The organism is Alcaligenes sp., from assembly GCF_050255915.1.
Taxonomy (GTDB): domain Bacteria; phylum Pseudomonadota; class Gammaproteobacteria; order Burkholderiales; family Burkholderiaceae_B; genus Alcaligenes; species Alcaligenes aquatilis.
In genome coordinates this window covers 233,700-254,599 of the sequence record NZ_JBFWIQ010000001.1, presented here as the reverse complement: position 1 = coordinate 254,599, position 20,900 = coordinate 233,700, and the positions used below count along the sequence as shown (strand labels likewise).

Sequence of the window (20,900 nt, the reverse complement as noted above, 5' to 3'; positions counted from 1 at the left end):
CAGTCTTGTACGAATCAACTTGTTTTCCTGGATTTTGTCTCCATGCCGACCAAGAAGAAACTAAGTAAGCACTCTTTAATACTATCGGCCCCCCTTCTTATCTTGAGCGCAGTCCTGAGCACCGCACAGGCCGGTATTAGCTATCAATTGCGCCAAGTACAGGCCAGTTCGGGCGAAAGCGTCAACATTGATGCCATCGTCTATAACGACACAGGCAGCTTGATGAGCTGGACTGCCCCGCAAAACCTGGTTTTGCAGTGGCGCGACACCAACGGTAACGTCATCCGCAGTCTGGCCGAACTGGTTACTTCCCGGCCACGTGCGTCTATCCCCACCAACAATTTCACCGCCTATAGCTGGCGAGCCGTGGTCCCCAACGGGTTGACCGGCCTGCAAGCCGTCAATATTGAAGGCGAGCGTGTGATGTTGGCACTGGATACCAACCCGCAAGGCCAAAGCCCGATTACCTCTTTGCCTGCCACCGCACCGGTTGTGAATGCCGGCGCAGGCCGTGATCCTGGCGTCATCGATCCCGAGCTGCCCTATGCTCAGGCAGTGGCCGCTGGCGCTCAGCCAGAAGGTCCAGCCGTCAATAGCGGAGAGGGCTTGCGCCCGGCAACCTCCAGCTTTGAGAACTTCAGTAACGCCATCTCGGCACACGACCCAACCTACTTTATTGGTGGCAGTAAAGGCGGGACAAACGCTCGCTTCCAGTTAAGCTTCAAGTACCGTTTGCACTCGCCACAAGATCCCAGCCATCCGAAGTTCTACGATCACTTCTACATTGGCTATACGCAAACTGCGCTGTGGGATCTGCACGCCGACTCCAAGCCCTTTGTCGACACCACGTACCGTCCCAGCTTTTTCTGGCGCAAGGACTCCATCTGGGAATCCGAGCAAAAACGTCTGTTCATGGGTCTGGCTACTGGCTATGAGCACGCCTCCAACGGCAAGGCCGGTGAGGACTCCCGCTCCATGAACGAGGTCTTTATCCAGCCCGAGTTCAACTATCGCTTTGATCACGGAGCCACACTGACGTTTGCCCCACGTATCAAGCACTATGTGTTCATGGGCGAGAATGCAGACTGGGCTCACTACCGAGGCCGTTACGACTGGAAGATCCGCTACGCTCAGGACAACGGTCTGGTGCTCTCTGGCATGTATAACAAGGGCGCTGGCAGCCGCAACACGCACGAGTTCTCGATTGCCTGGCCGCTCAAACGCACCCCCTTGAACATGAATGGCTACCTCTACGGCCAGTACTTCTCGGGCTACGCGGAAACCATGCTGGGTTACCGCGATCGTTCTTCGCAATTCCGTATCGGTCTGGCCCTGGTGCCATAAGCCCGCTACAGCAAGCCCCCACCGCGCCGGCTTCCCATGCCGGCGCGGGCCATATCATGATCACAGGCCTGGATCAGAAAACGCTGGAACAAGGCCACCAGACCTTGCGGCTCACGTTCTTTGGGCCACAACAAGCCCACCTCGACAGACTCCACCGTATCGGTAATGCCGATCGCGTGAATGCGCTTGCCTTCCAAAGACCAGGGCCGATAAACCATATCGGATAGAATCGTCACGCCAAAGCCGTAAGCCACCAGACCACGTACCGCCTCCAGGGACCGCGTCCGCATGGCCACACGCTCCGGAAAACCGGGCCTGCCCCAATGCCGCATGGCCGCCGTATCCGCGTCGTCCACCGTCAAGAAGATGTAGGGATAATGATTGATCTGCTCCAAAGACACACTGGACTCGCTGGCCAGTGCGTGTTGATCTGACACCCATAAGCGCCGGCGGGAACTGCTCAGGCGGTGGTGCCCAAACATGGCCAAATCGGTAATATTCGACAAAAGAGCAACACCCAGGTCGATGCGCTCACTTTGCAAGGCCGCCTCCATGTCGGGGCGCTCCATATCCACCAGTTCGATGTCGATATTGGGATAACTGTGCTTGAAACGGCTGATCAGGTCGGGCAAGAAATAGCCCAGAACCGTATAGCCAGCCGCCACCCGAATTTGCCCTTCGATATTTTGTCGGCGCAAATCAGCGTGATTCAGTGCGTCACTGACCGCGTCAATCACGTGATGCGCATGGTGAAAAAACGCCTGCCCCTGTGGCGTTAGCTCCACGCCGTGGGGCAGGCGTTCAAACAAGGCCACATTCAGTTGACGCTCCAGACTTTGCACCGCATTGCTGATAGCCGACTGCGAGACATTCTCCGCCTGGGCCGCCGCAGAGAACTGTCCGCTGACCGCCGCCGCAATGAAATAACGGAACTGTCTCAAGGTCACTTCGTGTTTCATAGCCATCCGTTTTTCAGATATCAGGTACACGTAAATTTGATTTTACGATAACAAAAAGCTGCCCTAGACTAAAGAACAAACGACAACAACTTGCACGAAAACAATCCTTCTTGCAGGAGACAAACTCATGAATGCCCCACTCAACAAACCTTACAAGGCCATGTTGGAATCGGTGTCCCTGGATGACAAATACACGGTCACCAAGGGCCGCGCCTATATGAGCGGCACCCAGGCTCTGGTGCGCTTGCCCATGTTGCAAAAAGAGCGGGACCGGCGCGCAGGTCTGAATACGGCCGGCTTTATCTCTGGCTACCGGGGTTCCCCACTAGGGAGCGTAGACCAGGCTCTGTGGCAAGCCAGCAAACACCTGAAAGAGCACGACATCGTGTTCAAACCCGGTCTGAACGAAGATCTGGCCGCTACCGCCGTCTGGGGTAGCCAACAAACCAATCTGTATCCCAGTGCCCGTTTCGACGGCACGTTTGCTATGTGGTACGGCAAAGGACCGGGCGTGGATCGCTCCATGGACGTGTTCAAGCACGCCAACTCGGCCGGCAGCTCCCGCCACGGTGGTGTGCTGGTGCTGGCGGGCGATGACCACGGCGCCAAATCCTCCACCGTTGCCCACCAGTCCGATCACGTTTTCGCCGCCGCCGGTATCCCCGTGCTGTATCCGGCCAACGTGCAGGAATACCTGGACTTCGGCCAACACGGCTGGGCCATGAGCCGTTTCTCCGGCCTGTGGGTGGCCTTGAAGTGCGTCACCGAAGTCGTGGAGTCCAATGCCTCGGTAGACCTGGACCCGGACAGCCTGAACATCGTCCTGCCCGAGATCGAGGACATGCCCGCCGATGGCCTGAACATCCGCTGGCCAGACCCGCCACTGGCACAAGAAGCTCGCATGATGAACCACAAGTGGTACGCCGCTTTGGCTTATGTGCGCGCCAACAAACTGAACCGCATCGAGATTGATTCGCCCGAGGCGCGCTTTGGCATCATGACGGCCGGTAAGGCCTATCTGGACACCCGTCAGGCGCTGGCTGACCTGGGCCTGTCCGACGAACTCTGTGCCGAGCTGGGCATCCGACTCTTCAAAGTGGGCTGTATCTGGCCTCTGGACGGGCAGGACGCCCGCCAGTTCGCCACCGGACTGACCGAAATCCTGGTGGTGGAGGAAAAACGCCAGATTCTGGAATACGCCCTTAAAGAAGAACTGTACAACTGGCGCGATGATGTACGTCCCAAGGTCTACGGCAAGTTTGACGAGACCGAACACGGGGGTGGCGAATGGTCGTTGCAACGCTCTCCCTGGTTGCTGCCGCCCCAAGGTGAACTGTCCCCTGCAATTATTGCGCGCGCCATTGCCCGCCGCCTGTGCACCATGGACATTTCCGAGGAACTGCTGGCCCGCATCCAGGCTCGTCTGGCCATTCTGGACGCCAAGGATCGTGAAGCTCGGATGCCACGCGTCAGCGTGGAGCGCAAACCCTGGTTCTGTTCGGGCTGTCCGCACAATACCTCGACTCGCGTGCCCGAGGGTTCCCGCGCCATGGCGGGGATTGGCTGTCACTACATGACCGTCTGGATGGATCGCAGCACCTCCACCTTCAGCCATATGGGTGGCGAAGGCGTGGCCTGGATTGGTCAGCAACCCTTTACCGACGAGAAACACGTCTTTGCCAATCTGGGCGATGGCACGTACTTCCACTCGGGGATTTTGGCAATTCGCGCTTCGATCGCCGCCAACTCCAATATCACCTACAAGATTCTGTATAACGATGCCGTCGCCATGACAGGCGGCCAGCCCGTAGACGGGATCTTGAAAGTCACCGACGTCATTGCCCAGGTTCACGCCGAGGGTGCCCGCAAGATTGTGGTGGTTACCGACGAGCCCGAGAAATTCAAGGGCATGACCCTGGCGGGCAATCCGCCTGTCTACCACCGCGACGAGCTGGACCGCGTACAGCGCGAGCTACGTGAAGTGCCCGGCACCACTATCCTGGTCTATGACCAGACCTGCGCCACAGAAAAACGTCGCCGTCGCAAGAAAGGGACTTACCCGGATCCGGCCCTGCGCGCCTTTATCAATGACACGGTCTGTGAAGGCTGCGGAGACTGCTCGGTCAAGTCCAACTGCCTGTCCGTCGAGCCGCTGGATACCCCTATGGGCTCCAAGCGCCGCATCAACCAGTCCTCCTGTAACAAGGACTTCTCCTGTGTTAACGGCTTCTGCCCCAGCTTTGTCACCCTGAAAGGGGCTCAAGTACGCAAGCCAGAAGCGAAAGGCCGTTCGCTGGAATCCTTCCATCTGGCCGATCTACCGCTGCCCAAACTACCGGACCTGGACAAGACCTACGGTATTTTGATCGCCGGTATTGGTGGCACCGGCGTGGTAACAGTGGGCGGCTTGCTGGGCATGGCCGCTCATATCGAACAAAAAGGCGTCAGCGTCCTGGATATGGCCGGCCTGGCTCAGAAAGGCGGTGCCGTGCTGAGCCATGTGCAAATTGCACGCCAGCCCGATCTGCTGCATGCCACTCGTGTCCCAACCGGAGAGGCTTCCCTGCTGATTGGCAGCGACGCCCTGGTCAGCGCTTCCACGGACGTACTGAGCCGTGTCAGCCGCGACCGCACGCACACCATTATCAATACCGCTGCCAGCCCGACCTCGGACCTGATCGGTAACGCACACTGGAAATTCCCGCTGCGAACAGCCTGCACGGATATTGAAAATGCCGTCGGCAAGGAAATCCGCTATCTGGATGCCAATGCGCTGGCGGTCCATGTCATGGGCGACGCTCTGTACGCCAACCCCATCTTGCTGGGTTACGCTTTCCAGCGCGGCTGGATTCCCCTGCACATGGACAGCCTGCTGCGCGCCATTGAGCTGAACGGAGTAGCCGTCAAAGCCAACCGCGAAGCTTTCCAATGGGGCCGTCTGGCTGCTGAAAAAGGTATCGAAACCTTGATGGAAGGGGCCACACCCAAGGCCCGCGCAGTCTCTTTCCCGGAAAGCGTGCAGTCCCTGATTAAGCGTATGGAAGAGCACCTGACAGCCTATCAGAACCCAGCCTGGGCCAAACGCTATCGCGATGCCATCAACAAGATCATGGAACGCGAATCGCGTCTGGATCAGGACAAGACGCTACCCCTGACTCGCATCGCTGCTACGCAACTGGCCAAGCTGATGAGCTACAAAGACGAGTACGAAGTCGCCCGTCTGTATACCGACCCGGCCTTCCTGGACAAGCTGCGCGCCCAGTTTGCGGGTGAGCCCGGCAAGGACTACCAGATTGAATACCACCTGGCTCCGCCCCTGCTCGGTCGCAAGAACAGCCAGGGCCAGCCCACCAAGAGCAAGTTTGGTCCTTCGACCCGCCACTTGTTCAAGATTCTGGCCGGTCTGCGCGGTTTACGTGGTGGTGCTCTGGATATCTTTGGCTACACCCAGGAGCGCCGTCAGGAACGGCAGAATATTGAAGACTATCTGGCCGACCTGAATGAAGTCAGCGCCCACCTGGATGCGGACAATATGGAAGTAGCCCTGCGTTGGCTGAACTACCCGGATCTGATCCGTGGCTACGGCCATGTCAAGGATGCGGGCCATGTCAAAGCCTACGCCCAGCGTGAACAACAACGCAGCCAGTTCCGCTCCCGTACCGAACCCAGCCAACGCGTTGCCTGAACCGACCGCCGGCCCTGAACACCGGGCTGGCTTCCCCTAGCTCCTTCTTAACAGCAGGCTGTCTTTCCAAGCGGCCTGCTTTTTTTTCGTCTTTAAACCCTGCACCTGTCACAACCCGGTTCTCTGCGACAACCACCGTCGCTTAGCGACACAGTTTGCTCCGCAAACTGACATACAATCGTGCAATTCGATGCCAGTGCCACCATCCGTGGCAATCAGGTCGACCCAGGACCACTTTCTTATGCGCCATCTTGTTTACGTTTTTATTCCTTCAGCCCTGATTTTGCTGACCGCGTTCAGGCTGGCTTTTGCCTTGTGGCAATGGCCCCGTGTGCGTCAGGCCGGAGGTCTGCTGCCCATTCTGATTGGCGGCCTGCGTATCGACGCGCTGATAATTGCCGCCTTGAGCGCCCCCGTTGTCTTGCTGGCCCCCTGGGTGGGACACTACCCGGTGATGACGACAGTAGCCGCCATCTGGTTTACCTTCGCCTGGTTTTTGCTGACCTTGCTGGAAGTCTCCACGCCCCAGTTCATTATTGAATACGACACTCGTCCAAACCGGCTGTATGTTGACTATCTGAAGCACCCGCAAGAAGTGGTGGGCATGCTCTGGAAAGGCTACCGACTGATGATCGGCATCGCCCTGATCGGACTGGGCCTGATTGTGTATTCAGGCTGGGCTATCTTTGGGCAGGTCTCCCCCGATCCGGTAATGAGCTGGTGGCTGCGTCCCATCTGGATGCTGGTGGGAGCCGCCCTGTGCGCACTGGCGATACGGGGCACCTTGGCCCACCGCCCCATCAACCCTTCCTCGGTGGCCTGGAGCAGCGACAGCATGCTCAACACACTGCCACTCAATTCGCTGTACAACGTAGCCTACGCTATCTACAGCATGAAAAACGAGCGTTCTGCCCAGGACATTTACGGTGGCATGGATACCGCCGAAATGAACCAGATCGTGCGCGATGCGGCCACTTTGCCTGCCGGCCCTGACACATTACCCACCCTGCACCGTCAAACGCCCGCACAACAACGCGAGCGCAAACCCAATCTGGTCCTGATCGTGGAGGAGAGCCTGGGCGCCCAATATGTCAGCAATCTGGGCGGCGCCAATCTGACCCCCGAGCTGGACAAGCTGGCCCAAACAGGCTGGAACTTTCGCCGTGCTTATGCCACCGGCACCCGCTCGGTGCGTGGTCTGGAAGCGGTTTCCGCCGGCTTTCCTCCCACCGTGGCCGATGCGGTGCTGCGACTGCCCGGCTCGCAAACCCGCTTTTTTACTCTGGCCCAATTACTCAAAGAGCAAGGTTACCGTTCGCGCTTTATCTATGGCGGCGAAGCCCACTTTGACAATATGAAGAGCTTTTTCCTGGGCAATGGCTTTGATGAGCTGTATGAACAATCCAGCTTTGAGTCCCCCGAGTTCGTCGGCACCTGGGGCGCCAGCGACGAGGATATGTTCAACAAGCTGCACCATTTACTTAGCCAGGACAAGGAGCAGCCTACCCTGACACTGGCCTTCTCCGTCAGCAATCACTCGCCCTGGGAGTACCCGGCTGGTCGTATCCAGGTCGAAGGCGACCCTGCCACCGTAGAGAACACCGTGCGTTACGCGGACTGGGCCATTGGGGACTTCTTCAAAAAAGCCCGCCAATCCGACTATTGGGACAACACGGTATTTTTGATTGTGGCCGACCACGACTCGCGCGTGGGTGGGGCCAATCTGGTGCCTTTACGCCACTTCCATATTCCCGCCCTGATTCTGGGCGGGGGTGTGCCCAGCCGCCAGGACGAACGCATTATCAGCCAGATCGATCTGGCTCCCACCCTGCTATCCCTGATGGGGATTGAAAGCGAGCACCCCATGATCGGGCGCGACCTGACCCAGCAAGACAGCGACCGAGCCATGATGCAATATTTCGAGAACTACGGATATCTAAAGGGCGATATCCTGACCGTGCTGATGCCCCACCAGTCGCCTTGCCAATATCGCTATACCGCACCGGACAAGTACGAGCCGCTGGAGCAGATAGACGACGTGTTGGCCAAGGAGGCACTGGCCCACGTGCTCTGGCCTAGCTGGGCATACCACGAACAGGCTTACACCCTGCCCCACCTGCAAAAACGCTGAAACCGAGAGCACAGGGCTTGACGAAGCCCTTAATTCGCTCTATTATGTTTGTCTTTAGTCGGGGCGTAGCGCAGCCTGGTAGCGCATCTGGTTTGGGACCAGAGGGTCGCGAGTTCGAATCCCGCCGCCCCGACCATTAAAGAATTAAAGGCTTAGTTCATTTCACAGTGAACTAAGCCTTTTTCTTTGCCCACCCCTTGAACGTTAGTCTATTTGCATGGTGTGTTTTGCCTTGGGCAGTGAAAAATTGGCCCTTAGCCCTGATGCATCAATGCGTTCAAGCCCCCTTTTTAATGAGGCATACGCTTGCCAAGTTAACAAGGACAGGATATAATTTTTTGCTTAGTCGGGGCGTAGCGCAGCCTGGTAGCGCATCTGGTTTGGGACCAGAGGGTCGTAGGTTCGAATCCTATCGCCCCGACCAAAAAATTCAAAGGCCTTGCAGAGCAATCTGCAAGGCCTTTTTGTTTTGCTGACTCATTGAACCATGCACGCCAGCAACGCCACGGCGTTTAACTTTGGCTTGGGCTTACCCCCACCGAATTGGGCAAACCAAAAATCGCATCAAATGCCCAGTTATAAATAAAGGCGAAGATGGGAAAGAAGGCCAGCAATACCGCCTCCATCAAAAAAGCCTTCCACAAACTGATATCCAGCCACCACGCAATCAGCGGGACCAGCAAAGACACCAGCACGATCTGAAAACCGGCCACATGCAGCACCCGGTGCCAGAAGGTGCGCCTCTGGATCTGACGGCGACGCTCCCAGGCCTCAAACAGCATGTTATAGAACAGGTTCACCGACACCGCACACGTGCTGATCATGAAAGACAACACACCACTTTGCATCGCCCCCGCCCCGCTCAAGTGCCCCAATACGGTTGCCGCTACCATCATGCCCAACAGCTCGAACATCCCCACATAGACAACTCTTCTTTTCCACCCCTGCACGATAAATATCCTTGATAAAAATGCTGAAAAGCATGATTATCCGCAGTAATTCTTTTAGAAAAAGTCAGATTCCATCAGTTTTACTTATAGGTTGAATCATGCTTACCAGCGATCATCTGGAGCTATTGTTGGCCGTGGTCGAACACGGCTCTTTTTCCTCTGCAGCACGGGCCTTGCGACGGACGCAATCGGCCGTCAGCATGGCCGTGGCCAATCTGGAGGCCGAGCTGGACCTGACGCTATTTGATCGCAGCCGCCGTGAACCCGTACCGACTGCCGAACTGCTGGCCATGCTGCCCGAGGCCAAACTGATCGCCAGCCGCTTGCAGGGGTTGCGGCTGCATTTGCAGGAATTGTCGGGGGGGCTGGAAAGTCATTTGCGGCTGGGTATCGTCTGCGACGTTGATCCCAAACCGGCTTTGATTGCCTTGCAGGCTCTGGAGCAACGCTATCCCGGCCTGGACATAGAGCTGCGAACCGCGCCGCAAGACACACTGGTCGAGGCCCTGAAAAAACGTGAGCTGGATCTGTGCATTGCCTACGGCGGACTGGAACTGGAAAGCGTGGGGATCATCCAGTCCTTGTGGACCGAAACCATTAGCGCCGTCGCCGCGCCTGACCATCCCTTGGTGCGAGGTGGCCCCCGCCCCCTGGAGGACTTGAAAGCCTACCGGCAGATTGTCATTACCAGCCCCGACAATGATCTCAACAAAGACCGCTCCATGCTCAGTCTGCGTCAGTGGAAAACGGACAATTTGTCCCTGACGCTGGAACTGGTGGAGCGGGGTTTAGGCTGGGCAAATCTGCCCTTGTCGTGCTTGCGGCCCTCACTGGAGTCTGGCCGTTTGCACCGTATCCAGTTCTCTACCGGCAGCAACGGGCTGGACTTGCCCATTTATCTACTGCAATCCAAGGGGCAGAATGTGGGCAAAGCGCAGGCCCTGTTCAGACAGGCCCTGCAAGACGAGCTAAATAGCCGCGTCCTCCCTACTCCGGCACCGTGACATTGGCCTGGCCACTATCGGCCAGGAACTGGGCCACCATCCCCTCTTTCTTCTGCCGGGCAATAAAAGCCTCGACCCAGGCATGAGCCAAGGTACGTTCCGAAGGTACCGCCATGGCCTGACGAATCACGGTAAAACTGTCGGGCAGCACACGCAAACCGCTGCGGGAACTCGCATAACGCTCCAGAGGCTGACGCACACCGGCAGCAGCATCCAGCTCCTCTTCTACAAACAGGTCGATGGCATCAGCAGAGGTGGTTGCCCGCACCAGATCGGCATGTTTCAAATGACGGCTCAAAAACAGGTCGTAGGCCGCGCCCTTACCAACCGCAATGCACAGGCCTGGCCGATCCAGTTGATCCACGGTCTGAAAGGCAGACTCTTCGCGCACCAGATACGTGCCTTCAATGTGTACATAGGCTTCACTGAAGCGGATCTTCTCCGCACGCTTGGGATCAATCGCCAAAAAAGCCAAATCCCACTCATCCCGATACACTGCCTCCACCACGGCCTGAGCCGCATCGTAGCCGCGAAATTGCACGCTCAAGCCCAGCTCTTGCGCCACACTGTGAGCCAGATCGGCCGACACCCCTTTGGGCGACTGTTCATTGGCACCGCGTTGGGCCAGGACGGGGTTGCCGTAATTCATGGCAACACGCAACACCCCGCTGGGGGCCAGTTCTGCTGCGACAGCCTGCTTTTGTGTCATGTAAATGCTCCGTCATACTTTTAAGAACCCGGTCTTCTACAATAACGCACCTTCCTGTCCCACTACATAATGGAGCGCCTATATGTCTCGTGATGATCTTGGAAAACTCTTGCTGCGTGTCACGGTCGGTGTGTTGATTCTGCTGCACGGCATCGCCAAGATACGTTATGGCATCGGCGGCATTGAACGAATGCTGATCGCCAACAATATGCCCGGCTTTCTGGCCTGGGGTGTCTACATAGGCGAAGTAATTGCTCCGGTCCTGATGATTCTGGGCTTTTACGCCCGTGCTGGCGGTTTGATTGTAGCCATGAACATGGTCATTGCCTTGTTGCTGGCCCACAGCAACCAGATCAGCAGTTTCAATGCCCAAGGCATTTGGGCTTTGGAGTTGCAAGGGATGTTCCTGATTGGCGCGCTGACCGTAGGTTTGATTGGTGCCGGACGCTACAGCCTGGGTGGTGATGGCGGCCCCTGGAACTAAGGCTGGCCCCAACCCTGTGCTAAAAGAACGCCCGCCTCGCCGGGCGTTTTTCATGGATGATCAAGCCATTACCACCACCTGACCCTGTTAGCACCAGCCACTCAATCTGCCAGCCCCAGACGCCTCTACCCTCAACGACACTGGTGTTGGTGTTAGTGTTAGTGTTGGTGTTGGTGTTGGTGTTGGTGTTGGCACCCAAATTTCCTACCTTAACTCGCCAAGGTCAAATCCAGGCGCAAACCACCTTTTCCCGACACACTGGCCTGCACCTTGCCCTGATAGCTGCGCGCAAGCTCACGCACAATGTCCAATCCCAAACCAAAGCCAGGGTGCCGCTCATCCGCACGCTGACCTCGGCCAAACACACGCTCAAGCTGCTCCGGGTCCAGGCCAGGGCCATCATCTTCCACCACCAGATGCAGCACATTGTCCTGCTGCCACACCTGACACCACACATTTTGTGTGGCCCATTTGCAGGCGTTGTCCAAGAGATTACCGGCCATCTCCTGCAAATCCTGCTCTTCGCCTTTAAAGACCAATTCCTGCTCGGACACATCCAGATGAATCTGCTTATCCTTGTGCAAACGTCCCATCACCCGGCACAGGGACTGCAAACAGGCAGACACATCGGTACGCACGCCAATGGCTCTTACCGCCATGGCCCGTGCACGAGACAAGTGGTGATCAACCTGACGCTGGGCCAAGGCCACCTGCTCGCTAACCACAGCCGCCAAATGCGGATCTTCTGCCTGGGCTGCATTACCCATAATCGTTAGCGGGGTTTTGACGGCATGGGCCAGATTTCCAGCCTGCGCCCGCGCACGATCCACCATGCCCGCATTGGCACTAAGCACCGCATTGAAATCATCCACCAAGGGCTGAATTTCGCTGGGAAAACTACCACCAACTTGCGGCTCACGGCCTTCTTGCACGTCCAGCAAACGGCGTCGCAACAGATGCAAAGGATACAAGGCCAGCACCACTTGCAAGATCGCCGCCAGAATCAGACCCACGGCCAAACCGCCCAGAGACAGGAACAGAATCCGCTCAAAACGGGCCAAGGGCTCGGCCAACAGCTCCCGCTTGCCCGCCACCATGATCTGCAAGCTTTGGCCCTTGTCGTTAACCTCGTCCAGCTCCTGACGCAGCACCACCAGTCGCTGCTTTTCCGGGCCGGTCAGTGACAGAACGCCACTGGGCGTATCAGGCGCATTCACATCCAGGGCTTCGTCCCACAAAGAAGTTGACCGCAAAACGACGCTCCACTGATCGCTGCCCACCTCCTGGCGGGCAATCTGCCAGTACATGCCGGAATACGGTTGTTCAAATAAAGGATCACTCAGACGCGATTGCAGGGTAACGCCATCCGCATTGTCCAGATTCACATCCGCCATGATCTGGTCCAGATGAGTTTGCAAACGCTGCTCGAACTGACGATAAACATGGTCTTGAAACAGGCGATTCAAGCCCAAGCCGGCCAGAACAATACTGATCAGAATCCAGGCCAAGGTCCCCAGCAGCAAGCGGCCACGCAAGGAACCCAAAATGGAGTGACCCCGCCAGGCAATCATGCTTCGGGGTCCACCAGACGGTAGCCCATGCCTCGCACCGTTTCGATGTAGCCGGGGGGCAGCTTTTTGCGCAAACGACCGATAAACACCTCGATGGTATTGGAGTCACGCTCGAAGTCTTGCGAGTAAATATGTTCAGTCAACTGGGTACGTGACAAAACCTGACCGGGGTGATGCATCATAAATGCCAACAAGCGGTATTCATGACTGGTCAGAGACAGAACCATGCCCGCACAACTGATCGAGGACGAGCGCGCATCCAGCTCCAATTTACCCAGCTGCAAACGCGGGTTCGCCTGCCCCGCCGCACGGCGCAGCAGGGCCCGCATACGGGCCAGCAACTCTTCCATGTGAAAGGGCTTGGCCACGTAGTCGTCAGCACCGGCATCCATGCCTTCAACCTTGTCGTGCCAGTCATTGCGGGCCGTCAGAATCAGCACCGGCATATTAATGTCCGAAGCGCGCCAGCGACGCAATACCGATACCCCGTCCATGCCTGGCAAGCCCAGATCCAGCACGACTGCGTCAAAGGCTTCAACCTCGCCCTGGTAATGCCCCTGCTCGCCATCATGAGCGACTTGAACGGCATAGCCCGCCCGCTCCAGCGCCTGTTGCAATTGCGCTGCCAAGGTAGGTTCGTCTTCAACAACCAGTATCCGCATATCAATGTCCTCGGGAGTGCGAACGTTTCACACCACGCACACGCAGCACCTTGCCGGTCAAAGCATCCACTTTCAGGCGCAGGAGGCGGTTGTCGTCAACCAGCATGCGTAACTCATACACCCACAGATCAACGCGTTCGTCATATTCAAACTGCACACGCAGCACTCGACCGGGATACGTTTCCCTCACCCGTTTCAACACCTCCCGCAGCGGCAAGGCTTCCCCACGGCGCACGGCCTCACGGGCCTGATCGTGGCCACGGTAGGCCGGCCCTGGAGGCCAGTACGGACTGGGGCCGAAACGCTCGTTAGGCGGGGGAGGTTCGGGCGGAGGTGGTAGCGGGGGTAGGCGACGAAAACAGTCATCATCCCCGACGTAATCATGTCCCGACCAATCCGAACGCTGATCCCTGTCCCACGACGAATCGCCCCGCTGCTTTTTGCTGCCGCAGTCAGGAGAATCATGGGAATGGGCAAATGCCAATGGCATCACCGCCGTCAGAACGGCGGCCAAACTCATCAGCAATGCGGATTGTTTAATGGACGTCATGAGAATCGGTAGGTGCAAACAAAAAAGAGGGATCAAACGACCACGCCCCCTTATATAGCAAGCTGCGGATGAACATAACATGAACAGCGGCTTCAGTTTAGATTCAGAGCCACCTATCCATAATGGGCACCAGGCTGACAGGACAAATCAACCTTCCCATCTCAAAAGGAAGCTACCCAGGAATCTGACAGCACCACTTTTTGATTACATGAAGGAGCTATACATGAAACGCACTTCCCTCTTTTCTGCCTTGGTAGTGAGCGCAAGCCTGTTGGGTGGCACTGCTGCCATTGCACAGGACGCCACAAGCACAGCCCAAACACAGACTACCCAAAAACAGACCCGTCAGGCCCGTGACCATAAACCGCTGACCGCGAACGACGTCACCGATATTGGCCCAGCCTACCAGCGTCTGAAAGAGGCAGGCTACAGCAAGGTCGGCAGCCTGCATCAGCGCGGCGACCGCATCATGGCCATGGTGGTGGATAAGGACGGCAAGGTCGTTCGTGTCCGCTCCGAAGGCGAAAACGGTGCCTTTACAGTCGTCGAACGTAAAACCGACGGTCAACATCGTCGCGGCCACCGCGACGGACACCGTGACGGTACCAGCAGGGAAGCCAAATAAGTTTTGTATCCCGGCCCATCCATATCACTTTCCCCTAAGCCGTTGCTGTTCGCAATCAATCGTTTGAAGTGACAAGCCCTTGTTGTTTTAGCAGTCAAAGTCGATAGCTGGACCTTGCCGCTCCCATCAAGGCAGTGGCAAGCAAGCAGGACGAAAAACGGCGCATCCCCTGGCGCCGTTTTTCTTTTTCTACTGGCTAGCCCGGATAGGGACATCCCGCATAAGGGGTTAGGATGAAAGTCTATTTCACCTTTGGGAAACGTGTCTCTTATGCTGTCTGCTGATTCTGTTTACTCGCAAAGCTACTCGGAATTTCACTGGTCCATCCCCGAACACTACAACATCGCTCACGATGTTTGCGACAAGTGGGCTGACGGATCTGGACGTCTTGCCCTGATCCAGCAAGGGCCTGATGGCCAGGTCAAACGCTACACCTTCGATCAACTCAAAGCCTGGTCCGACTCGCTGGCTGCCGCCTGGCAAGCCCAAGGAATACAGGCAGGTGACCGTATCGCCATTTTTTTGGCGCAGGGGCTGGAAACCGCTCTAGCCCATTTGGCAACCTACAAGATTGGCGCTATTGCCATGCCCTTGTTCACCCTGTTCGGCACGGATGCGCTGCGCTATCGCCTGAATGACTCCGGCGCCAGCACCTTGATTACCGATCAACAAGGACTGGGGACGCTGCTGCCACTGCGTGAGCATCTGCCGCAACTCAAATATCTTTATCAAAGTGACAGCCAGCAGGATCAGGAACAGGCGCTGTCCCTGTGGCAAGCCATTGCCGCCCACCCGGAACCGGCACCACGCACCCTGAACACCCGAGCAGACGACCCCGCCGTGCTGATCTATACCTCTGGCACCACCGGCTCGGCCAAAGGCGCGCTGCATGCCCACCGTGTGCTGCTGGGGCACCTGCCGGGCGTGGAGATGTCGCACAACTTTCTGCCCACCGGCGAAGGCCTGATGTGGACCCCTGCCGATTGGGCCTGGATTGGCGGCCTGCTGGATGTACTGCTACCCGCCTGGCATCACGGCATTCCCGTACTGGCCTACCGCTTTCCCAAATTCGATGCCCAAGCCACCTGGAAGCTGATGTCTGAACACGGCGTCACGCATACCTTCCTGCCCCCCACCGCGCTGAAAATGCTGCGTCGCAGCCAATGGTCACGCGAGCAATGGCCCCTGAAGCTGCAATCCATTGCCAGTGGCGGGGAATCTTTGGGTGCGCAGCTACTGGATTGGGCAAAACAGGAACTGGGCATCACCATCAACGAGTTCTACGGACAAACCGAGTGCAATATGATCGTGTCCTCTTGCTCGGCCTGGTTTCCCGGTCAGGCCGGCAAAATCGGCAAGGCCGTACCCGGCCACAAAGTGGCCATTGTGGATGATCAGGGGCAGATTCAGAGAACCGGTGTTGAAGGCCATATTGCTGTTCAAGCTCCCGATCCGGTCATGTTTCTGGGCTATTGGCAAAAACCGGACGCCACCCGCGAAAAGTTTGTGGGAGACTGGCTGCTGACCGGCGATAAAGGCATGCAGGACGAGGACGGCTATATCCAGTTCGTAGGCCGGGATGATGATGTGATCACCAGCTCCGGCTACCGGATTGGCCCCGGCCCGATTGAAGATGGCCTGATGGGGCATTCCTCTGTGGCGATGGCAGCAGTCATAGGGGTGCCCGATCCGGAACGCACTGAAGTGGTGAAAGCCTTTATTGTGCTCAAAGAAGGGGTCGAACCCTCCCAAGCGCTGGTCAAAGAGATTCAGGAGCACATCAAGCGCCGGGTCGCGGCACATGAATACCCACGGCAGATTGAGTTTGTGGATGCCCTGCCCATGACCACCACGGGCAAAGTCATACGTCATGCTTTGCGCAAGTTAAGTCAGTAGCGATTCAGCTATCGCCCAACGAAGAGGTGGGATCAGCGCGGCAATCAGCCCAGATGCTGAACGTAGGAGTGTATGGTGCTTCAGTGAGCGCCATACTCCCATCGACCAAGTACAGAGCAAGGTTCAAGCACTGCTTGTCCGTGCAGCCCCCCATCACGCGGCACATGAGTAAACCCGTACGGATTGGAGCAATCTTGTTTTTGACTATCCCGGACAACAAAACACCCTAATCCTTAGATTTCTGTCCAAGGATTAGGGTGTTGTCATACGGAGACGGTAATTCCGTACCAGGGTCTAGCTGGCTACCAGACTCCAGACAAAGCCCCATAAGACAGCTTTGCCTGCATCCGTCTGATTAACCGAAACGACCGGTAATGTAGTCTTCGGTTTCTTTGCGAGCCGGTTTCACGAAAATCTGGTCAGTTTCACCAAACTCCATCAGCTCGCCCAGATACATATAGGCGGTGTAATCCGAGCAACGTGCTGCTTGCTGCATGTTGTGGGTCACGATCACCACGGTGTAGTCCGCTTTCAGCTCAGCAATCAGCTCTTCGATCTTGGCGGTGGAAATCGGATCCAGCGCCGAGCAAGGCTCGTCCAGCAGCAGAACTTCAGGTTTGATCGCCACACCACGGGCAATACACAGACGCTGTTGCTGACCACCGGACAAGCCGTTACCGCTTTGGTGCAGCTTGTCTTTCACTTCATTCCACAGCGCGGCTTTGGACAGGGCCCATTCCACACGCTCGTCCATTTCACCTTTACTCAGGCGCTCGAACAAACGCACGCCAAAGGCCACGTTGTCGTAAATACTCATGGGAAACGGTGTCGGTTTCTGAAACACCATACCCACTTTGGCGCGGATCAAGGAAATGTCCTGCTTGGACGTCAGCAGGTTTTCATTGTCCAGCAGGATTTCACCCTCAGCACGTTGGCCGGGGTACAGCTCGTACATGCGGTTCAGCGTGCGCAGCAAGGTGGATTTACCGCAACCGGAAGGTCCGATAAAGGCCGTAACCTTCTTTTCCTTGATAGACATGTTCACATTGCGCAGGGCATGGAATTTGCCATAGAAGAAATTCAGGTTACGGATTTCAATCTTGGTCGATTCGTCGGAGGTAATAATTTGACTCATAGCGTTGGCCGACTAGGGCGCTCCGTGAAAACGTTATTTTTGGCGGAAAAGGCTGCGAGCCAGGATATTGATACCCAAGACCAGCAAGGTAATCAGCACCGCACCTGCCCAGGCCAGGCGGTTCCAGTCCTCAAAGGGGCTGGCAGCATATTGGAAAATCACCACAGGCAAGTTGGCCAGCGGCGCGTTCATGTTCAGGGACATGAACTGGTTGTTCAAGGCGGTGAACAACAAGGGAGCCGTTTCACCAGCAATACGAGCCACGGCCAGCAGAACACCCGTCACGATACCGGGCAAGGCTGCACGGTAGGAGATGGACATCACAATCTTCCACTTGGGGCAGCCCAATGCGGCCGCTGCTTCACGCAGGCCATTGGGGACCAACATCAGCATATTGTCGGTAGAACGCACGACCACCGGGATCACCAAAATGGCCAGAGCCAGCGCACCGGCCCAACCCGAATAGTGTCCCACCTGGGCCACATACACGGCGTAGATAAACAGACCAATAATGATGGACGGGGCCGACAGCAGCACGTCATTCAGAAAGCGGGTTGCTGGTGCCAGCCAGCCGCGCTGACCGTACTCGGCCAGATAGGTCCCGGCCAGAATGCCGATAGGCGTACCAATCAGGGTACCAACGCCCGCCATCATGACACTGCCAACGATGGCGTTCAACAAACCACCCTGGCCACCTGGAGGCGGTGTGCTTTCAAACAGCAAGGACCAGGCCATGGCACTACTGCCCTTTTCAATCAAGGTCCAGATGATCCAGAACAGCCAGAACAGGCCAAAGATCAAAGCAGCAAAAGACACCCCCAGCATCAGGCGGTTGAACACCTGCCTGCGTTTGTAGATCGGGTTGCTCAGACTAATTGCGGATTTTTTATCAAACATGGTAGGTGATCCTTAGCGCGACGTGCCTTCGTTCTTGGCCAGACGCAACAAGAGCAACTTGGAGATCGCCAATACAACCGTGGTGATCAGGAACAGGATCAGACCCAGCTCCAGCAAGGCGGATTTCTGCATGCCACCGGCCTCGTTAAACTCGTTGGCCAGGGCCGACGCAATCGAGTTCGACGGCGAGAACAGCGAACTGGGCAAGTTAAAGGAGTTACCAATCACAAAAGTGACGGCCATGGTTTCACCCAAGGCACGCCCCAAACCCAGCATGATCCCGCCAATGACCCCGTTCTTGGTGAAAGGCAGAACCACACGCCACATCACTTCCCAGGTCGTGCTGCCCAAACCGTAGGCAGACTCTTTGAGCATGGGAGGGACCAGCTCGAACACGTCGCGCATCACAGCCGTAATGAAGGGGATCACCATGATGGACAGAATCAGACCGGCGGTAAACACACCAATCCCGAAGGGAGGGCCCGCAAAGATCTGACCCAGCACGGGCACCCCATCAAAAAAGGAGATCAGGCTGGGCTGCACATAGCGCTGGAACAGGGGCACGAAAACAAACAAGCCCCACATACCGTAAATAATGGAGGGAATCGCGGCCAGCATTTCAATGGCCGTACCCAGAGGGCGACGCAGCCAGGCAGGCGAGAGCTCCGTCAGGAACATGGCAATCCCGAAAGAGACCGGCACTGCAATACAGAGCGCAATCAGCGAGGTGAGCAAGGTACCGGCAATGGGCACCAATGCGCCATATTCGTTATTGACCGGATCCCAGTTATTCGTCCAGAGAAAAGAGAAACCGTATTCGGCAATGGATTCCCGGCTTCCATAGATCAGGGAAATAGAGATGGCAGCCAGCAATATGAACACGAGAAACGCAAACGAGCGCGTCATGTTCTTGAAAATGCCGTCCATAAAGGCGTTCTGATTTGATTTCATGTAGACAGATGAAGGGTCAGGCCGGAATGGGACAAACGCACTGCAATCGATTTATGGATTCTGTAACAGCCAAGGCACGTTCAGGTCCAGCAAAACGATCGGGGCACGCGCGGTGCGTCCAAGACAAAACCGTAATTTTTACATAATAAAGACGGCACCACCTAGTGGTGGGCCGTCTCGCAAGATCAATTTACAACTGACCTGTATTTGAACACGAATCTTACTTCCAGACCGCAGCGCCGTCTTTGGACTTGATCTCAGCAGCCCAGACCGCTTTGATCTTGTCGGTCACGTCTTTAGGCAAAGCCACGTAATCGAGCTCTTCAGCAGATTTGGCACCGTTCTCGAAGGCCCAGTTAAAGAAGTTCAGCACTTCTTTACCGCTCTCAGGCTTGTCCTGCACCTTGTGCATCAAGATAAAGGTCGCTGCTGTGATAGGCCAGGATTGAGCACCAGGCTCTTCGGTCAAAATCACACCCATGCCAGGCGTACCCGCCCAGTCTGCGTTCGCAGCGGCGGCGGCAAAGCTTTCCTGACCTGGCTGGACGAACTGACCGTCCTTGTTCTTCAACTGAGTCCAGGACAGCTTGTTTTGCTTGGCGTAAGCGTACTCAACATAACCGATCGAGTTCTGCAGTTGACGGACGTAAGCGGCCACGCCTTCATTACCCTTGCCACCTTGACCAGTAGGCCACTTCACCGCCTTGCCTTCACCAACCTGGGATTTCCAGTCTGGAGACACTTTGGACAGGTAGTTGGTCCAACCAAAGGTGGTGCCCGAACCGTCGGAGCGGTGAACCACCACGATGTCCTTGTTAGGCAGGGTCAGCTCGGGGTTCAGCTCTTTGATCGCTGCGTCATCCCACTTGGTGATCTTGGCCAGGTAGATATCGCCCAGTACTTTACCGGACAGTTTCAGTTGGCCAGGCTCAATGCCTTCCACGTTGATCACAGGCACCACACCACCGATCACGGCGGGGAACTGCAAAAGGTTTTCTTTTTCCAGCGTCTCGACCTTCATTGGATCGTCCGAAGCGCCGAAATCCACGGTCTTGGCAATAATCTGCTGTTGACCACCACCCGAACCGATCGACTGGTAGTTAACACGGTTGTTCGTTTGTTTGGCGTATTCAGCCGCCCACTTGGCATAAATAGGGTAAGGGAACGACGCACCCGCACCGGTTACGTCTGCAGCTGTGGCAGTGGCCGCAAAAGCGCTGAACGCCAAAGCAATGCTTACCTTGTTGAATACACGTTTTAACATCGAGAAATCCTCTTGATGATAGTCAGATGACAGGCCCACCCTGTATGTGAAGACATAGTAAACAGGCTATGTGACATGTTCAT

At 56.5% G+C, this 20,900-nt stretch carries 17 protein-coding genes and 2 tRNA genes; 9 read left to right on the top strand and 10 right to left on the bottom strand.

Annotation, left to right across the window (positions count from 1 at the left end; translation table 11 throughout):
* The first annotated feature begins 42 nt into the window (after positions 1-42).
* A complete protein-coding gene (locus AB7E06_RS01125; RefSeq protein WP_094198275.1) occupies positions 43-1,344 on the top strand; it encodes a phospholipase A in 1,302 nt (433 codons plus the stop codon).
* A 5-nt stretch (positions 1,345-1,349) separates the two neighbouring features.
* On the opposite strand, the gene AB7E06_RS01120 is transcribed toward AB7E06_RS01125, so the two are convergent.
* The gene (locus AB7E06_RS01120) at positions 1,350-2,303 is read right to left on the bottom strand and encodes a LysR family transcriptional regulator (RefSeq protein ID WP_376913301.1); all 954 of its coding nucleotides are present in this window, start codon (positions 2,301-2,303) and stop codon (positions 1,350-1,352) included.
* A gap of 127 nt (positions 2,304-2,430) precedes the next feature.
* Here AB7E06_RS01120 and AB7E06_RS01115 point away from each other — a divergent pair, with 127 nt between their 5' ends.
* The 4 genes from AB7E06_RS01115 to AB7E06_RS01100 all read left to right on the top strand — a co-directional run bounded on the left by AB7E06_RS01115 (position 2,431) and on the right by AB7E06_RS01100 (position 8,543).
* The gene (locus tag AB7E06_RS01115) at positions 2,431-5,988 is read left to right on the top strand and encodes an indolepyruvate ferredoxin oxidoreductase family protein (RefSeq protein ID WP_427954756.1); all 3,558 of its coding nucleotides are present in this window, start codon (positions 2,431-2,433) and stop codon (positions 5,986-5,988) included.
* Between the two features lie 241 nt (positions 5,989-6,229).
* A complete protein-coding gene (locus tag AB7E06_RS01110; protein WP_321278214.1) occupies positions 6,230-8,119 on the top strand; it encodes an LTA synthase family protein in 1,890 nt (629 codons plus the stop codon).
* A 59-nt stretch (positions 8,120-8,178) separates the two neighbouring features.
* Positions 8,179-8,255, top strand: a tRNA-Pro gene (locus tag AB7E06_RS01105).
* A gap of 211 nt (positions 8,256-8,466) precedes the next feature.
* Positions 8,467-8,543: transfer RNA gene (locus AB7E06_RS01100), tRNA-Pro, on the top strand.
* An 88-nt stretch (positions 8,544-8,631) separates the two neighbouring features.
* Here AB7E06_RS01100 and AB7E06_RS01095 read toward each other — a convergent pair.
* A complete protein-coding gene (locus AB7E06_RS01095) occupies positions 8,632-9,069 on the bottom strand; it encodes a PACE efflux transporter (protein WP_264672535.1) in 438 nt (145 codons plus the stop codon).
* 98 nt (positions 9,070-9,167) lie between these two features.
* Between AB7E06_RS01095 and AB7E06_RS01090 the strand changes: the two genes are divergently transcribed.
* Positions 9,168-10,073: a LysR family transcriptional regulator gene (locus tag AB7E06_RS01090; protein ID WP_094195851.1), complete on the top strand. Its 906-nt coding sequence runs from the start codon at positions 9,168-9,170 to the stop codon at positions 10,071-10,073.
* On the opposite strand, the gene AB7E06_RS01085 is transcribed toward AB7E06_RS01090, so the two are convergent.
* The gene (locus tag AB7E06_RS01085) at positions 10,057-10,782 is read right to left on the bottom strand and encodes a transporter substrate-binding domain-containing protein (protein ID WP_094195850.1); all 726 of its coding nucleotides are present in this window, start codon (positions 10,780-10,782) and stop codon (positions 10,057-10,059) included. The two genes, AB7E06_RS01090 and AB7E06_RS01085, sit on opposite strands and share 17 nt — an antisense overlap.
* 82 nt (positions 10,783-10,864) lie before the next feature.
* Here AB7E06_RS01085 and AB7E06_RS01080 point away from each other — a divergent pair, with 82 nt between their 5' ends.
* Positions 10,865-11,266 carry a DoxX family protein gene (locus AB7E06_RS01080; RefSeq protein ID WP_094195849.1) on the top strand — a complete coding sequence of 134 codons (402 nt, stop codon included), beginning with the start codon at positions 10,865-10,867 and terminating at the stop codon, positions 11,264-11,266.
* Between the two features lie 209 nt (positions 11,267-11,475).
* On the opposite strand, the gene AB7E06_RS01075 is transcribed toward AB7E06_RS01080, so the two are convergent.
* The 3 genes from AB7E06_RS01075 to AB7E06_RS01065 are packed head-to-tail and all read right to left on the bottom strand — an operon-like array spanning position 11,476 to position 14,049.
* Positions 11,476-12,837, bottom strand: coding sequence for a sensor histidine kinase (locus AB7E06_RS01075; RefSeq protein ID WP_427954752.1), 1,362 nt, complete (start codon positions 12,835-12,837; stop codon positions 11,476-11,478).
* Entirely contained in the window at positions 12,834-13,499 is a 666-nt protein-coding gene (locus tag AB7E06_RS01070; RefSeq protein ID WP_094195847.1) for a response regulator transcription factor, read from the bottom strand. The genes AB7E06_RS01075 and AB7E06_RS01070 overlap by 4 nt, the downstream gene beginning before the upstream one ends.
* A gap of 1 nt (position 13,500) precedes the next feature.
* Positions 13,501-14,049: a PepSY domain-containing protein gene (locus AB7E06_RS01065; RefSeq protein ID WP_108727988.1), complete on the bottom strand. Its 549-nt coding sequence runs from the start codon at positions 14,047-14,049 to the stop codon at positions 13,501-13,503.
* 223 nt (positions 14,050-14,272) lie between these two features.
* Between AB7E06_RS01065 and AB7E06_RS01060 the strand changes: the two genes are divergently transcribed.
* Positions 14,273-14,674 (top strand): hypothetical protein, encoded by a 402-nt coding sequence (locus AB7E06_RS01060; RefSeq protein WP_094195845.1) that lies wholly within the window; start codon positions 14,273-14,275, stop codon positions 14,672-14,674.
* Positions 14,675-14,944: 270 nt separating this feature from the next.
* Positions 14,945-16,570 (top strand): acyl-CoA synthetase, encoded by a 1,626-nt coding sequence (locus AB7E06_RS01055; protein ID WP_094195844.1) that lies wholly within the window; start codon positions 14,945-14,947, stop codon positions 16,568-16,570.
* Positions 16,571-16,925: 355 nt separating this feature from the next.
* Here the strand turns inward: AB7E06_RS01055 and pstB are convergent, their stop codons facing one another.
* The 4 genes from pstB to pstS all read right to left on the bottom strand — a co-directional run bounded on the left by pstB (position 16,926) and on the right by pstS (position 20,817).
* Positions 16,926-17,705 (bottom strand): phosphate ABC transporter ATP-binding protein PstB, encoded by a 780-nt coding sequence (pstB, locus tag AB7E06_RS01050; protein WP_009463840.1) that lies wholly within the window; start codon positions 17,703-17,705, stop codon positions 16,926-16,928.
* Between the two features lie 33 nt (positions 17,706-17,738).
* Positions 17,739-18,602: a phosphate ABC transporter permease PstA gene (gene pstA, locus AB7E06_RS01045; protein WP_094195843.1), complete on the bottom strand. Its 864-nt coding sequence runs from the start codon at positions 18,600-18,602 to the stop codon at positions 17,739-17,741.
* 12 nt (positions 18,603-18,614) lie between these two features.
* Positions 18,615-19,553 (bottom strand): phosphate ABC transporter permease subunit PstC, encoded by a 939-nt coding sequence (gene pstC, locus AB7E06_RS01040; RefSeq protein WP_094195842.1) that lies wholly within the window; start codon positions 19,551-19,553, stop codon positions 18,615-18,617.
* A gap of 220 nt (positions 19,554-19,773) precedes the next feature.
* Positions 19,774-20,817, bottom strand: coding sequence for a phosphate ABC transporter substrate-binding protein PstS (gene pstS / locus AB7E06_RS01035; protein ID WP_108727991.1), 1,044 nt, complete (start codon positions 20,815-20,817; stop codon positions 19,774-19,776).
* Between the last annotated feature and the right edge of the window lie 83 nt (positions 20,818-20,900).

Coding starts and splice junctions, on each gene's coding strand:
- AB7E06_RS01060 (WP_094195845.1), top strand. CDS start 14,273: ATGAAACGCACTTCCCTCTTTTCTGCCTTGGTAGTGAGCGCAAGCCTG.
- AB7E06_RS01110 (WP_321278214.1), top strand. CDS start 6,230: ATGCGCCATCTTGTTTACGTTTTTATTCCTTCAGCCCTGATTTTGCTG.
- AB7E06_RS01085 (WP_094195850.1), bottom strand. CDS start 10,782: ATGACACAAAAGCAGGCTGTCGCAGCAGAACTGGCCCCCAGCGGGGTG.
- pstC (WP_094195842.1), bottom strand. CDS start 19,553: ATGAAATCAAATCAGAACGCCTTTATGGACGGCATTTTCAAGAACATG.
- pstB (WP_009463840.1), bottom strand. CDS start 17,705: ATGAGTCAAATTATTACCTCCGACGAATCGACCAAGATTGAAATCCGT.
- AB7E06_RS01125 (WP_094198275.1), top strand. CDS start 43: ATGCCGACCAAGAAGAAACTAAGTAAGCACTCTTTAATACTATCGGCC.
- AB7E06_RS01065 (WP_108727988.1), bottom strand. CDS start 14,049: ATGACGTCCATTAAACAATCCGCATTGCTGATGAGTTTGGCCGCCGTT.
- AB7E06_RS01090 (WP_094195851.1), top strand. CDS start 9,168: ATGCTTACCAGCGATCATCTGGAGCTATTGTTGGCCGTGGTCGAACAC.
- pstA (WP_094195843.1), bottom strand. CDS start 18,602: ATGTTTGATAAAAAATCCGCAATTAGTCTGAGCAACCCGATCTACAAA.
- AB7E06_RS01075 (WP_427954752.1), bottom strand. CDS start 12,837: ATGATTGCCTGGCGGGGTCACTCCATTTTGGGTTCCTTGCGTGGCCGC.
- AB7E06_RS01115 (WP_427954756.1), top strand. CDS start 2,431: ATGAATGCCCCACTCAACAAACCTTACAAGGCCATGTTGGAATCGGTG.
- AB7E06_RS01070 (WP_094195847.1), bottom strand. CDS start 13,499: ATGCGGATACTGGTTGTTGAAGACGAACCTACCTTGGCAGCGCAATTG.
- AB7E06_RS01120 (WP_376913301.1), bottom strand. CDS start 2,303: ATGAAACACGAAGTGACCTTGAGACAGTTCCGTTATTTCATTGCGGCG.
- AB7E06_RS01055 (WP_094195844.1), top strand. CDS start 14,945: ATGCTGTCTGCTGATTCTGTTTACTCGCAAAGCTACTCGGAATTTCAC.
- AB7E06_RS01080 (WP_094195849.1), top strand. CDS start 10,865: ATGTCTCGTGATGATCTTGGAAAACTCTTGCTGCGTGTCACGGTCGGT.
- pstS (WP_108727991.1), bottom strand. CDS start 20,817: ATGTTAAAACGTGTATTCAACAAGGTAAGCATTGCTTTGGCGTTCAGC.